Origin of the sequence: Xanthomonas sp. DAR 35659, assembly GCF_041242975.1 — a bacterium.
In the GTDB taxonomy this organism is placed as follows: Bacteria; Pseudomonadota; Gammaproteobacteria; order Xanthomonadales; family Xanthomonadaceae; genus Xanthomonas_A; species Xanthomonas_A medicagonis.
In genome coordinates this window covers 5,330,657-5,344,447 of record NZ_CP162488.1, presented here as the reverse complement: position 1 = coordinate 5,344,447, position 13,791 = coordinate 5,330,657, and the positions used below count along the sequence as shown (strand labels likewise).

Annotated in this window: 11 protein-coding genes; 5 read left to right on the top strand and 6 right to left on the bottom strand. The window is 69.4% G+C overall.

All coding sequences use genetic code 11. The features are described 5' to 3' along the window. Positions 1–54 precede the first annotated feature (54 nt). Positions 55–696 (top strand): TetR family transcriptional regulator, encoded by a 642-nt coding sequence (locus AB3X07_RS22635; RefSeq protein WP_369941506.1) that lies wholly within the window; start codon positions 55–57, stop codon positions 694–696. Positions 697–759: 63 nt separating this feature from the next. Continuing rightward, a complete protein-coding gene (locus AB3X07_RS22630) occupies positions 760–1,083 on the top strand; it encodes a hypothetical protein (RefSeq protein ID WP_369941503.1) in 324 nt (107 codons plus the stop codon). 399 nt (positions 1,084–1,482) lie between these two features. Here AB3X07_RS22630 and AB3X07_RS22625 read toward each other — a convergent pair whose 3' ends face one another. After that, positions 1,483–2,379, bottom strand: a complete 897-nt coding sequence (locus tag AB3X07_RS22625; RefSeq protein WP_369941501.1) for a LysR family transcriptional regulator — start codon at positions 2,377–2,379, stop codon at positions 1,483–1,485. 109 nt (positions 2,380–2,488) lie between these two features. Between AB3X07_RS22625 and AB3X07_RS22620 the strand changes: the two genes are divergently transcribed. Then, positions 2,489–3,364, top strand: coding sequence for an aldo/keto reductase family oxidoreductase (locus AB3X07_RS22620; RefSeq protein ID WP_369941499.1), 876 nt, complete (start codon positions 2,489–2,491; stop codon positions 3,362–3,364). Positions 3,365–3,616: 252 nt separating this feature from the next. Here the strand turns inward: AB3X07_RS22620 and AB3X07_RS22615 are convergent, their stop codons facing one another. Further along, positions 3,617–3,979 (bottom strand): hypothetical protein, encoded by a 363-nt coding sequence (locus AB3X07_RS22615; protein ID WP_369941497.1) that lies wholly within the window; start codon positions 3,977–3,979, stop codon positions 3,617–3,619. Positions 3,980–4,085: 106 nt separating this feature from the next. Continuing rightward, the gene (locus AB3X07_RS22610; RefSeq protein ID WP_369941495.1) at positions 4,086–5,123 is read right to left on the bottom strand and encodes an SMP-30/gluconolactonase/LRE family protein; all 1,038 of its coding nucleotides are present in this window, start codon (positions 5,121–5,123) and stop codon (positions 4,086–4,088) included. 294 nt (positions 5,124–5,417) lie between these two features. Between AB3X07_RS22610 and AB3X07_RS22605 the strand changes: the two genes are divergently transcribed. Beyond that, positions 5,418–5,945 (top strand): XVIPCD domain-containing protein, encoded by a 528-nt coding sequence (locus AB3X07_RS22605; RefSeq protein ID WP_369941493.1) that lies wholly within the window; start codon positions 5,418–5,420, stop codon positions 5,943–5,945. 73 nt (positions 5,946–6,018) lie between these two features. Here AB3X07_RS22605 and AB3X07_RS22600 read toward each other — a convergent pair whose 3' ends face one another. The 3 genes from AB3X07_RS22600 to AB3X07_RS22590 form a co-directional block, all read right to left on the bottom strand. After that, complete coding sequence (locus tag AB3X07_RS22600; protein ID WP_369941491.1) at positions 6,019–7,212, bottom strand: endo-1,4-beta-xylanase; 1,194 nt, start codon at positions 7,210–7,212, stop codon at positions 6,019–6,021. Positions 7,213–7,355: 143 nt separating this feature from the next. After that, positions 7,356–8,774: a glucuronate isomerase gene (gene uxaC / locus AB3X07_RS22595; RefSeq protein ID WP_369941490.1), complete on the bottom strand. Its 1,419-nt coding sequence runs from the start codon at positions 8,772–8,774 to the stop codon at positions 7,356–7,358. 187 nt (positions 8,775–8,961) lie between these two features. Next, positions 8,962–10,260, bottom strand: a complete 1,299-nt coding sequence (locus AB3X07_RS22590; protein WP_369941488.1) for an MFS transporter — start codon at positions 10,258–10,260, stop codon at positions 8,962–8,964. Positions 10,261–10,710: 450 nt separating this feature from the next. On the opposite strand from AB3X07_RS22590, the gene AB3X07_RS22585 reads away from it, so the two are divergent. Next, positions 10,711–13,656, top strand: coding sequence for a TonB-dependent receptor (locus AB3X07_RS22585; protein WP_369941486.1), 2,946 nt, complete (start codon positions 10,711–10,713; stop codon positions 13,654–13,656). Positions 13,657–13,791: the final 135 nt, after the last annotated feature.

Sequence of the window (13,791 nt, the reverse complement as noted above, 5' to 3'; positions counted from 1 at the left end):
GAATTAGAATGCGACCAATCCGTCAGGTTCGCTATTCGCATTGGCCAGGCCGCGATGATCACGCCGCGAAAAACCAGTATTTCCCAGCGCAAGCAGCCCAAGCAGGCGCGCTCGAACGCGCTCGTCGCGGACATCGTGGAGGCGGCGGCTCAGGTTCTGGCGAAGGAGGGGATGCAGCGCTTCACCACGGCGCGGGTGGCCGAGCGGGCCGGGGTCAGCGTCGGTTCCGTTTATCAATACTTTCCGAACAAGGCGGCGATCCTATTTCGGTTACAGAGCGACGAGTGGCGGCGGACCAGCGAATTGTTGCGCGACATCCTCGACGACGTGCGCCAGCCACCATTGCAGCGGCTGCGGCACCTGGTGCACGCCTTCGTCCGCTCCGAATGCGAGGAAGCGCAGATGCGCACGGCATTGGCCGCCGCCGCGCCGCTGTACCGCGACGCGCCCGAGGCCGATCAGGCGCGCGCGGCAGGAAGGCGCGCGTTCCGGCGTTTCATATGCGAACTGCTACCCGCGGCGACAACCACGACGCGGACGCGGGCCGGCGACCTGATCGCCGCTACCTTGACCGCGGTGGGCAAGGATTTTTCGGAGCGGCCGCGCACCCCGACGCAGATCCGCACCTACGCCGATGCGATGGCCGATATGTTCTGCGCTTATTTGCAACAGTTGGTGGCCCGTGCGGACGCCTAGCGGTAGGATCGGACGGCCGCCCGGCGCCAGCGCGGTATGCGCCACCTGCCCACGGACGTCCGAATGAAGCTTCGCTCCTGCTCCATCGCGCTATCGGTGCTGTCTCTGCTCGCTCCGGGCGCCTACATCGCATATTCCTCCTGGCGCTTTCAGCAGTGGGCCGAGACGCAAACCGGTGGCGTGTGCGGCATGCCGCTGCTGGCTGTGTGGGCGCTCGGCGTGTTGGCCATGTGCGTTCTTTCCGTGGCCGCACTGGGTCTTGGCATGACCTCCTTCGTTCGCCTGCCGGCTCCTCGGCCGCGCCGCCGCCTGGTGGAGTTGGTCGTTCTGGCGTTGCCGCTGATAGGTGCGTCGTCCCTGATCGCCTTCGCCATCCTGTTGGATTAACAATCACGTCGAGCGAAAGCCTACGTCGCCCGACACCCAGCATGAGGCGCGCCGGATTTCATGGATGCGTCTGGTAGTGGTCGTGGCTGGCGGTGTCGTTGCTGCCGCTGCCGGCGTGGCCGTCCTGGCCATCGCTTTGCTGCTGCCCCGCAAGGCGTGTCCGAAGTGCAGCACGCAGTTGCCGCGGTTCCGCATGCCAAGTGGCGCGCGTGAGGCGATGCTGGGCGGATGGCGATGCCCTGCCTGCGGCGCGCACATCGCGCGGGATGGCTCCCTCCTGTCCAGTGGTTCCGAAGATGGGCGCGCCCCTGATGGCTCGGGACGAGAGATCGGTATGGCCGACCGTCTTTGTCGCGGCTGAAGCCGCTCCCAAAGAGCGGCGGGGGCTGAATCAGGCGGTCAGGCCGCGCGGATGAAATCCACGAACGCCCGCAGCGGCGCGGGCAGGTGGCGGCGGCCGGGGTAATAGAGGAACGGGCCGCTGAAGGTCTGCCACCACGGCTCCAGCACCGGTTCGAGCGCGCCGCTATCCAGATGCGGGCGTAGCCATTCCTCGAACAGTTGGATCACCCCCAGCCCACCGATGGCGGCGTCCACGGCCAGGTCCGCCGCGCCGCCCAGGCGCACCAGCAGCGGGCCGCTCGGTTCGACCAGCACGACCTCGCCGTCGCGCTCGAACTCCCAGGCCGGGATGGCGCCGCTGGCGAACTGGCCGCGCAGGCAGGCGTGCGCGAGCAGGTCGCGCGGGTGCTGCGGGTGGCCGTGCGTGGCGAGATACTCGGGCGCGGCGGCGGTGGCGAAGCGTTGCACGCGCGGGCCGATCGGGACGGCGATCATGTCCTGCTCCAGGCGCTCGTCGTAGCGGATGCCGGCGTCGCAGCCGGCCGCCAACATGTCGACGAAGCTGTCTTCCACGATCACGTCCAGCCTGATCTCGGGATAGGCCTTCAGGAACGGGGTGACGATCGCCGGCAGCACCAGCCGCGCGGCGGCGCCCGGCACGTTGAGGCGCAGGGTGCCGCTGGGCCGGTCGCGGAAGCCGTTGACCACGTCCAGCGCCGCCTCCACCTCGCCGAGCGCGGGGATCAGCCGCTCGGCCAGGCGCGTGCCGGCCTCGGTCGGCAGTACGCTGCGGGTGGTGCGGTTGAACAGGCGCACGCCGAGGCGGGCCTCCAGGCGCCGCACGGCCTCGCTCAGGCGGGAGGCGGAGCTGCCGCTGAGCCGCGCGCCTTCGCGGAAGCCGCCGCCGCGCAGCACCGCCAGGAAGGCGAAGAGATCCTGCAGGTCCGTGGTCATTGTTCGAGATCCCGCACAGCCCGTGCCGATTGGGCCGGATTATCGCGCATCGGCACGCCGCCTACAGTGCAGCCTCATCCAGGCTTCGGCCGTTCCTGTGGAGGCAGTCATGAGCACGCTTTCGACCGTTGGCACCTTTTCCCTCGGCGACCGCACGGTCACGCGCATCGGCTACGGCGCGATGCAGCTGGCCGGTCCGGGTGTGTTCGGCCCGCCCAAGGACCGCGCCGCGGCGCTGGCGGTGCTGCGCGAAGCGGTGGCGTCGGGGGTGGACCATATCGACACCAGCGACTTCTACGGGCCGCACATCACCAATCAGCTGATTCGCGAGGCGCTGCATCCGTATCCGCCGCACCTGACGATCGTCACCAAGGTCGGGGCCGTGCGTGGCGCCGACGCGTCCTGGCAGGCCGCGCAAAGCCCGGCGCAGCTGACCCAGGCGGTGCATGACAACCTGCGCAACCTCGGCGTGGACGTGCTGGACGTGGTCAACCTGCGGCTGATGGGGGATGTGCAAAAGCCCAGCGAAGGCTCGATCGAAGCGCAGTTCAGCGCGCTGGCCGAGCTGCAGCAGCGCGGGCTGATCCGGCATCTCGGCATCAGCAACGCCACGGCGACGCAGGTGCGGGACGCACGGCGCATCGCTCCGGTGGTCTGCGTGCAGAACCATTACAACCTGGCGCACCGCGCCGACGATGCGCTGATCGATGCGCTGGGCCGCGACGGCATCGCCTATGTGCCGTTCTTCCCGCTCGGCGGTTTCAGTCCGCTGCAATCCGATGCGCTGTCGTCCATAGCGCAGGAACTTGGCGCCACGCCGATGCAGGTGGCGCTGGCCTGGCTGCTGGCGCGTGCGCCGAACATCCTGCTGATCCCGGGCACTTCGTCGGTTGCGCATCTGCGGGAAAATCTGGCGGCGGCCGAGCTTTCGCTGTCGCCGGAGGTGCTGGCTGCGTTGGATCGGATCGGGCAAAAGGACGGCTGAGAAGTTCGCTGCATTCATCGTGTGCTTCGCAGTCAAGCCGCCTCTCGCTTCCTACAACGAGCAGACGTCCATGTTCCACTGTAGGAGCGGCTTCAGCCGCGACGAACGAAGCAGTGGACATCGCGGCGACGGGATTCCCTGCTGAAGAACCTACACTGCGGATGCCCGTCATCCAGGAACCGGCTGGCGTGCCACCCGCCAGCCGCTTGCGCGCCGTCCATATCCAAAAACCCAGGCTCCGCCGGCGCAGACTCAGTCAAAGCACCCTCCGCCCATGACCTTGCCCTTCACGATCTCCGACCAGCAACCATCGAGGTGGTCGTCCCGCTGGCATTGACCGCCGCTCGACGCGCCCACGGGAAGGTCGCTGTCGTAGACCAGGCACTTGCCGGAGCAATCGGACCTGTCCGAGCAGGCGTTGCCTGCGTCCGCAAACGGAATGGCGCAGACCGGGCTGCCGAACATGCCAACGGAGCGAATGTGGCCGCCCTTGGCTTGGCATGCAGGTCGGTCGATGCTGGCGAGGGCGGCGGCACGATGCTGATCAAGCCGCGACGTCATCCGACGATCATGCCAGGATTGGCAGCCAGCACAGAGAACCACGAAGAGGATCACGGCAGATAAGCGCATTCCTCGCATAGTCCCTGATGCCTGGATCGAGCCGTGATCGAAGCGTAATCGGTAGGCGCGGTCAACCGCTTTCGCTCAGCGGTCTGCGCCGTTACGGCGCAAAACCCAACCCCGTCGCCTTCACCCGCACCCGCGCCAAAATCTTGTGCGAGGTCATGTACAAGGTGTGGCCGTCGTCGCCGAAGGCGCAGTTGGCGACCGGGCCGCCGGTCTCGATGCGGCCCAGGCGGCGCCCGTCCGGCGCGAACACCAGCACACCGCCGGGGCCGGTGGCGAACAGGCGGCCGTCGCTGGCCACGGCCATGCCGTCCGGCAGGCCGGGGTTGGCGTCGCCGACGATGTCCGAGGCGTCGGCGAACACGCGCTTGCCGGTGACCGCGCCGCCTGCGTCCAACGTGTAGGCATTCCAGATCGGCCGTGCCGGATCGGAGTTGGCCACGTACAGCGTGCGCTCGTCCGGCGACAGGGCGATGCCGTTGGGCAGGCTCAGGCTGTCGTCGAGCAGGTGCACGCTGCCATCGCGGTCCAGCCGGTACACGCCGTTGAAGCGCAGTTCCTTGACCGGGGACTTGTCGCCGTCCTTCAGGCCGTACGGCGGGTCGGTGAAGAACACCACGCCGTCGCTGCGCTGTACCAGATCGTTGGGGCTGTTGAGGCGGCGGCCGTCGTAGGCGCTGGCCAGCAGGGTCTTGCGCCGCGTGGCCGGATCCAGCCGGGCGATGGCGCGCGTCCCGGAGTCGGCGAGCAGCACGCTGCCGGACGGTTCGGCATGCATGCCGTTGGCGCCGGCCTCGCGCAGGGCGTCCAGCGGCGGGCCGGCGTAGCCGGAGGGTTTGAGGAACACCGACAGGCCGTCGCGCTCGGACCAGCGGTACATGGTGTTTTCGGGCACATCGTTGAACAGCAGATAGCCGCCGTCGCGGACCCAGGTCGGGCCTTCGGCCCAGGTGAAGCCGGCGGCGATGCGCTCGATGCGCGCGTCCTTGGACACCGTCTCGCCGAAGGCGGGGTCGAACGCGGTGACCTTACCGATCGCGGGGAAGCGCGGCGCGGGCGCCTGGCTCGTCGCACAGCAGGTCAGCAGCGCCAGCACGGCGCCGGCGAGCAGGACGCGGGTCGCAAATCGCATCGGAGGATTCCTGTGTGGTGTGGGGGGATGATGCCATTGCGCCAGCGCGCTTCCTTCACTCCGGCACGCGGGTGCAGGTGGGTATGCTCGTGCGGCGCCGCCCGTGGCCAGCGCCGCCCCGAACAGGCTGCGATGCTGCGAGGCAGTGGGTACAATCGCCGCCGCCATGCCGGCCGCCATGGTCCGCAACGGGCGCGCGGAGGCGACCGGCATCGAGGATGTCGTGTTCCTCCGCGGTATCCGCGCGATGGCGCAACCAGTCTTCATCGATTCGCATCACAACGGAGCAGGCCAATGCCGGAGATGACGCCGGAACCACAGGCACAGGGGCAGCAAAGCATTCGCGATCCGAACGCGCCGCCGTTCTCGCCCAATGCCGCGACCGCAGCCGAGCCAAGCGGCGCGGATCGCGCCCTGCACGACAAGGTCCGCAGCGGCGTCGCGCAGGCCGAGCAGGCGCTGGGCAAGCCCTGGGACGACAACAGCGAGCGCATGACCGCCAGCCTGACCCTGCTGGCCAGGCAGAGCGGCTTCAGTGAGCGCGACCAGTTGTCGGTGGGGTTCAACCGACCCACCGCCGCGTACGAGGGCGGCGAACTGGCGTTCGTCTACCGCGACGGCGCCACCGCGTCGCCGGATCCGTACGCCAATCGCGCGCAGATGCCGACCAGCGAGGCGATCGCGCGGCCGGCGCAGGAAACCTACCAGCAGCTGCAGCAGCACACACTGCAGCAGACGCAGGAGCGGTCGATAGCGCAGGCCCAGGAGCAGGCGACGCCGTCGCCCTCCCAGGTCACGCCGCCGCCACCGCTGACGCGCTGAGCCGGCGCAGCGCGCGCGCCGGTGGCGCGGCAGGGGGCTGGCGGCCGTCGCGGCGCGTGCGCTCGCCACCGGTTTACCGCTGCGCCTGTGCCGGCACCGCCAGCACCGCGTCGAACGCGGGCTTGGGCTTGCGCTCGCGGTCGAACAGCAGCGGATAGTTGCGGCGCCCCGGGATCGGGTAGTCGTTCTTCCACGACATGCCGTCGTCCACGCCCCAGACGCTGACCCGCGCCAACTTGTCGCGCTTGCGCCAGAACAGCCGGAACAACTCGGCGTAGCGATCGCGCAGCTGCGCCTGCACGTCCGCCGGCAACCCATCGCGATACGGATCGAGGTAGCGCTTGAACTCGGGCAGCTGGAACTGCTTGTGCGCCATCCCGGTGCCGACCACCTGGCCTTCCTTGGTCAACGGCAGCACGTCCACGTCCAGCTCGGTGATCATCACCTTGACCCCGAGCGCGGCGTAGGCGTCGATCGCCGCCTCGATGTCGTGCAGGCTCGGGTAGTCCAGGCCCCAGTGACCCTGCATGCCGATGCCGTCGATGCGGATGCCTGCACGCTGCAACATCTTCACCATGCGCACGATGCCGTCGCGCTTTTCCGGGCGCCAGGCGTTGAAGTCGTTGTAGTACAGCTGCGCATCCGGCGCGTACTGCGCGGCGAAGCGGAACGCCTGCCGCACCAGTTCGTCGCCGTCGCCGACGCGCTCCACCCACTTGGTGTTGCGGTAGCTGCCGTCCTCGTCGATCACCTCGTTGACCACGTCCCAGGCCTGCACCTTGCCGACGTAGCGTCCGGCCACCGCCTGGATGTGCGCGCGCATGCGCTCGATCTGCGCGTCGCGGCCGTTGGGCTTGCCCTGCGCATCGACGAAGAACCAGTCCGGAGTCTGGTTGTGCCAGACCAGGGTGTGGCCGACCACGAACATGCCGTGGCGGCGGCCGTAGTCGACGAAGGCATCGGCGGCGGCGAAATCGAAGACGCCCGGGCGCGGATTGACCACTTCGGCCTTCATCGCGTTCTCGGCGGTGATCGCGTTGAACTGCCGCGGCACCAGCGCGGCGGAGGCGGCGTCCTTGCCGGAGACGATGTCGGCATTGACCGCGGTGCCGATCAGGAACGCGCCGGCGTAGGCATCCTTCAGGCCGAGGCCGGCGGTGGCGGCCGACGTCGGGGCGTGCGCAGCCGTGGCAGGCTCGGTCGCGATGGCCGAGACGGTGCCGAACAGGCAAACCAGCAGCGCCGCGGCGGAGAGCGTCTTGCGCATGGCGATGGTGCTCCGAGGAAAATGAAGTCGGAAGGAATGGCGCCGGGATGATGCCGAACGGATGCCCGTCGCTGCGGCGCGCATCGACGCACCCGGGCCGCGTTGGAAGGAGGGAAGCAAGGCATCCGCGGCGTCGCCGGCGCTCACAGCCGGTACGCCTGCTTCGGCAAGCGATAGGCCAGGTCCTGGGCGATCTGCGCCGCTTCGTCCTCGTCGAGGCGATGCTCGGCCACCAGCTTGGCCAGGAACGCGCAATCCACGCGGCGGGCGACGTCGTGCCGCGCCGGGATCGACAGGAAGGCGCGGGTGTCGTCGTTGAAGCCGACCGTGTTGTAGAACCCGGCGCTGCTCAGGGTCTGCTCGCGGAACCGCCACATGCCTTCGGGCGCATCGTGGAACCACCACGCCGGGCCGAGCAGCAGGGCCGGGTAGTGCCCGGCGAGCGGTGCCAGTTCGCGTGCATAGGTACTCTCGTCCAGGGTGAACAGGATCAGGGTGAACCCCGGCGTGTTGCCGAAGCGGTCCAGCAGCGGCTTGAGCGCGTGCACGTAGTCGGTGCGCAGCGGCAGGTCGGCGCCCTTGTCGCGGCCATAGCGCGCGAACAGGCGGCGGTTGTGGTTGCGGAAGCAGCCCGGATGCAGCTGCATCACCAGCCCGTCGTCCACGCTCATCGCCGCCATCTCGGTCAGCATCTGCGCGCGGAACAGTTCCGCGTCCGCCGCGCTGGCGCCGCCGCCGCGCACGCGCGCGAACAGTCGGGCGGCTTCGGCGGCGGGCAGGTCGACGGTGGCCGCACTGGGATGGCCGTGGTCGGTGGAGGTGGCGCCCATCCGCGCGAAGAACGCGCGGCGCTGGCGGTGCGCGCGCAGGTAGCCGTCCCAGGCGTAGACGTCCTCGCCAGTGAGCTCGCCGAAGCGGTGCAACGCCTCGGGGAACTGCTCATGCTGCGGGTCGATCACCGCGTCGGGACGATAGGCGGTGAGCACCCGCCCGCCCCAGCCGCTGTCGCGGATCGCGGCGTGGTGCTGCAGTGGGTCCAGCGGCGATTCGGTGGTGGCGATCACCTCGATGCCGAAGCGCTCGAACAGGGCGCGCGGCCGAAACGCCGGCGTGGCCAGCGCCTGCCCGATGCGGTCGTAGTAGAGGTCGGCGCTGGCCGCGTCCAGGCGCACGCGCAGTCCGAACACCTCATGGAAGACGTGGTTCAGCCACAGCGCCGAGGGCGTGCCGCGCAGCAGATGGAAGCGCTCGGCGAACAGGCGCCAGGCCGCGCGCGGATCGACCGCGGCGCGGCTGCCGTCGGCGCGCGGGATGCCCAGTGCGTCCAGGTCCACGCCCTGGCTGTAGAGCATGCGGAACACGTAGTGGTCGGGCACCAGCAGCAGTTCGGTGGCGTTGGCGAACGGCGCATCGGTGGCGAACCACGCCGGGTCGGTGTGGCCATGCGGGCTGACGATGGGCAGCGTGGCGACCTGCGCGTACAGGCGGCGCGCGATCGCACGCGTGCCCGGGTCCGGCGGCAGCAGGCGATCGGGATGCAGGGACAGGGCGGGAGAGGACACGGTCATGCGGCCAGGGTGGGATGGGAAACGGGGGGCGGAGCGAGGCGCGGCGCGCGCTGCCAGGTCCGGCGCATCATCGCGCAGTCGGGTGCATCGTGGTCGCGACGCGGTGCGGCGCGGATCGCCGCGGTCGCGGGTGGGGGCCGTCGCGCTTCGCCGAGAAGCGCGCGCACCGGCCGCGGCGACGTCATGCCGCCGCGTCCAGGCGCGCCGGCTGCAGCCGCGGCGCCAGCCACTGCACGATGCCCAGCGCCAGCAGATACGCCGAGCCGGCCATCAGGAATACCGGCACATAGCTGCCGGTGGCCTCGAGCAGGAAGCCGATGAAGGTGGCGATCAGCATGCCGCCCACCGCGCCGGCGAAACCGCCGATGCCGACCACGGTGGCGACCGCGTGGCGCGGGAACATGTCCGAGGGCAGGGTGAACAGGTTCGCCGACCAGCCCTGATGCGCGGCGGTGGCCAGGCCGATCAGGGCCACCGCCAGCCACAGGTTGTCGGCGCGCGCGGCGAACACGATCGGCACCACCGCCAGCGCGCACAGCAGCATCGCGGTCTTGCGCGCGCGGTTGACGCTCCAGCCGCGGGCGATGAAACGCCCGGCGATCCAGCCGCCGGCGATGCTGCCGATGTCGGCGAGGACGAAGATCACGATCAGCGGCGCGCCCAGTTGCAGCAGGCTCAGTCCGTACTCGGCATGCAGGAACTTGGGCAGCCAGAACAGAAAGAACCACCAGATCGGATCGGTGACGAACTTCGCCAGCACGAATGCCCAGGCCTGGCGATGACGCAGCACCTGCGCCCAGCGCAGACGTTGCGCCGGTTCCGGCGGATCGCTGCGGATATGCGCCAGTTCCGCCGCGCTCAGGCGCGGGTGCCGCTCCGGCGCGCGGTAGGTCAGCCACCAGACCGCCAGCCAGGCGGCGCTGAGCGTGCCGGTGAACAGGAAGGCCCATTGCCAGCCCCAGGTGCTGGCGATCAGCGGCACCAGCAGCGGCGCGACCACGGCGCCGATGTTGGAGCCGGAATTGAAGATGCCGACCGCCAGCGCGCGCTCGCGCCGCGGGAACCATTCGGCCACGGTCTTGATCGCCGCCGGGAAATTGCCCGATTCGCCCAGGCCGAGGAAGAAGCGCGCGATCGCGAAGCCCACCACGCTGGCGGCCAGCGCGTGGCTCATCGCCGCCACGCTCCAGATGCCGATCGCCAGCGCGTAGCCGGCGCGCGTGCCGAAGCGATCGATCGCCGCGCCGCTGCACAGCAGGCCCAGCGCATAAGCGGCCTGGAACGCGGTGACGATGTAGCCGTACTCGACTTCGTTCCAGCCGATCTGCACCTGCAGGAACGGCGCCAGCACGCCGAGCACCTGGCGGTCGATGTAGTTGATGGTGGTGGCGGCCAGCAACAGCGCGCAGATGCGCCAGCGCATCCGCCCGAGGCGGGTGCCGGCGACGTCGGGCGTGTCGGCGCCGGGGACCGGCATCATGCCCGCGGCCCGGATGCAGCGGGGTGCGCACGCCGGCGCCGCGCCGCGCCGACCGCAGCGGCGTGGCGGACGGTGCGCCGCAGTCCGCGGACTGCGTGGTGGCCGGGTCGGGGCATGCGTTTGGATTCCCGCAGGACGCGGCCGTGGCCGCACTGGTAGCGCTATCAGTAACACGCCGCCAGACGCGATCCATCGTGCACAGCAGCATGAAGCGCGACCGTGTGACGTGAATCGGCAGGAACGGCGCGCAAGGCGAGCAGGCACGCGCGCCGTCGATCGGACGGATGCTGCCATGCAGCGTGACACCGAACTTGGTAGCGCTACCATCCGTGCCGCCACCGCGTGGTGGCCACGTCGCTGCAGTTTTCCGTCGCTCGGCATCGCGCCGGCTGGTCGTTCCGCGTCCCCATCACGGAGCCGCAGGTCGTCCGGTGTTTGGGGAGGATCACGGTGAAGAACAATTACCCGCGCACCACGTTGTCCCGTGCATTGACCACGGCCTTGCTCGGCATGGCCGTCGGTACGGCCTGGGCGCAGACCGCGCCGCCGGCACCGCCCGCGGCGTCGCCGGCGCCCGCCACGCAGGCCGCGCCGGCGTCGGGCGACGATGCGGTGAAGCAGCTGGATACGGTGACCGTCTCCGGCTACCGCCGCAGCATCCAGTTCTCCACCGACGCCAAGCGCGATTCGGTGACCTTCAGCGACACCGTGTTCGCCGAGGACATCGGCAAGTTCCCTGACATGAACATCGCCGAGTCGCTCAACCGCATTCCCGGCGTGCAGCTCGCGCGCGACGTCAACGGCGAAGGCCTGAACATCGCCATCCGCGGCCTGGGCACCAGCTTCACCAAGACCACGCTCAACGGCGCCAGCATCGCTACCGCCTCGATCGGCATCAACGCGCAGAACCAGAACCGCGAGGTCGACCTCAACCTGTTCCCCACCGAGTTCTTCACCCAGTTGACGGTGAGCAAGACGCCGACCGCGAGCATGCTGGAAGGCGGCGTCTCCGGCGTCGTAGACATGCGCAGCGCGCGGCCGTTCGACCGGCCCGGCACGCATCTGACCTATCAGGTGCAGGGAGACTGGAACAGCACCAGCGAGAAGACCACCCCGCGCGGCGCGCTGATGGGCAGCTGGACCAACCAGGACGGCACCTTCGGCGCGCTGTTCGGCGTGGCCTCGGTACGCGGCAAGATGGGAGTGGAAGGGTTCGAGACCATCGGCTGGACCAATCCGGGCCTGACCTACGCGCAGTGCGGCCTGACTCCGCCCGCCGGCACGCCCGAGACCAACCAGCCGGCCGCGTGCAACGCCAACGGCGGCGGAAACTGGCGCATCCCCGATACCGTGCCGGTCACCGCCGGCGCCGGGCTCACGCCGGGGCAGCGCATCGACGCGGCCTGGCTGCAGGCCAACAACCCGGGCCTGAGCATCGCGCAGATCAGCGACGCGCTGATCCCGCGCCTGGGCCGCCGCGTGCAGATGCAGGGCGACCGCGACCGCGACGCGTCGGTGATGTCGCTGGAATGGCGGCCCAGCGACACCGCGCACTTCTACCTGGACACGCTGTTCTCCAAGGCCAAGCGCACCACCGAGCGGACCAGCATGAATCTGATCGGGCGCAACGGCAACATGATCCCGTTGGGCATGCAGCTGGACGCCAACAATGTCGTCACCGAGGCTACCTTCACCAACGCCCAGTACTTCCTGGAAGCGCGCCCGTACCGCGAACAGGTCAAGTTCTGGAGCGTCAATCCCGGCGCGCAACTGCTGTTCGGCGCCGACCAGACCATCAAGCTCGACGTGCAGGCCAACGCCACACGCAGCTGGATGTACCGCGAATCGCCGACCGTGCTGGTGACCTCGCCGTTCACCACCGTGGACTACCGCAACAGCGGCGGCGACATTCCCTCGATCAGCAGCCCGCTGGACTTGAACGATCCCGACCTGGGCTGGGGCTGGACCGGCGGCCGGCTCAACATCAGCAACGAGAAGCGCCAGACCGAGACCCGTGGCGCGCGCGCGGACCTGCAGTTCGGCGAGGACCGGCGCAACATCAAGGTCGGCGTCGCCTACGACCAGGCCGAGCGCCAGATCCGCGGCTTCGACAACAGCACCGCGTGGGAAACCCTGGTGTGCCGCGGCGCCGGCAGCACCTGCACCGGCGGCCCGGGCTCGCTGATTCCGCAGTCGGCGCTGGCGTCCTACCTCAAACCCGGCCCCGGCGGCTTCATCACCGTGGACTTCAACCGCTTCCTGCGCGACAGCCAGTACTACGGCCTGCGCGATGCCGCGCCGGAGACCAACGCCGCCAACACCGGCGCCTCCACCGGCGGCATCGAGGAGAAGAACTGGGGCTTCTACGTCGAGACCAATGCCGAGACCGACGTGTGGAACCGCACGCTGCGCTTCAACGCCGGCGTGCGCTACGTCACCACCGACCAGACCATCAGCGGTCCGGTCACCGTCGGCGGGGTGCGCCGCTACCAGGTGCTGAACTCGGACTACAACGAACTGCTGCCCTCGTTCAACGTGGCCTGGGACGTGGCCGACAACGTGGTGCTGCGCCTGTCCGGCTCGCGCACGCTGACCCGGCCCGATCCCAGCGCGATGCTGCCCAACACCAACTTCAGCGATCCGTCCGCGCAGACCGCGACCCAGGGCAACGCCAACCTGGCGCCGTACCGCTCCACCAACGTGGACATCGGCGGCGAGTGGTACACCGGCGGCGAAGGCTTCGTCGGCCTGACCCTGTTCGACAAGCGCATCGACGGCTTCACCGTCAATGGTGTGCGCCGCATCCCGTTCCTGGACCTGGGCGTGCAGTACAGCGACCTGGGCCCGACCCAGCAGGCGGCGATCGACCAGCGCGGCGGCCCGAACGCGGCCACCGTGGACGTGCAGAGCCAGGTCAACGCCGACGGCACGCTCAACATCCGCGGCCTGGAGGCGATCTGGGTGCAGCCGCTGGACCGCCTGCTCGACGGCCTGGGCTTCAGCCTCAACTACACCCACGTCAAGCAGGAGTCGGAGGGCGATGGCGTGCAGGCAGTGGCGGTGGGCGTGGCGCCGAACCTGTGGAACGGCACCGTGTACTGGGAGAAGAACAACGCCTCGGTGCGCCTGTCCTACGCCTGGAACGACGACATGATCATCTCCGGCGCCAACCAGAACGGCATTCCCGACGCGCGGCTGATGGCCGACGCGCGCGGGCAGCTGGACCTGTCGGCCAGCTACACGCTGGCGAAGCTGCCTTCGGCGCCGCAGATCACCCTCAACGTCACCAACCTCACCGACGAACCGCTGCGCACCACCTTCCAGTATCCGAACGCGACCTACGACCTGTACAAGCCCGGCCGCACCATCATGCTCGGCATCCGCGGGTCGTTCTGATCCGGCCCGCGGTGGACGTGGCCCGCCTGGACCGGGCCGCGTTCGCCGCGCGCTGGCGCATTCGCGGCGTTCGCGACCAACCACCATCGGCTTCCGCCTTCGCCGTACCCTCGTCCTCCGGCCCCTCTCCGGTGG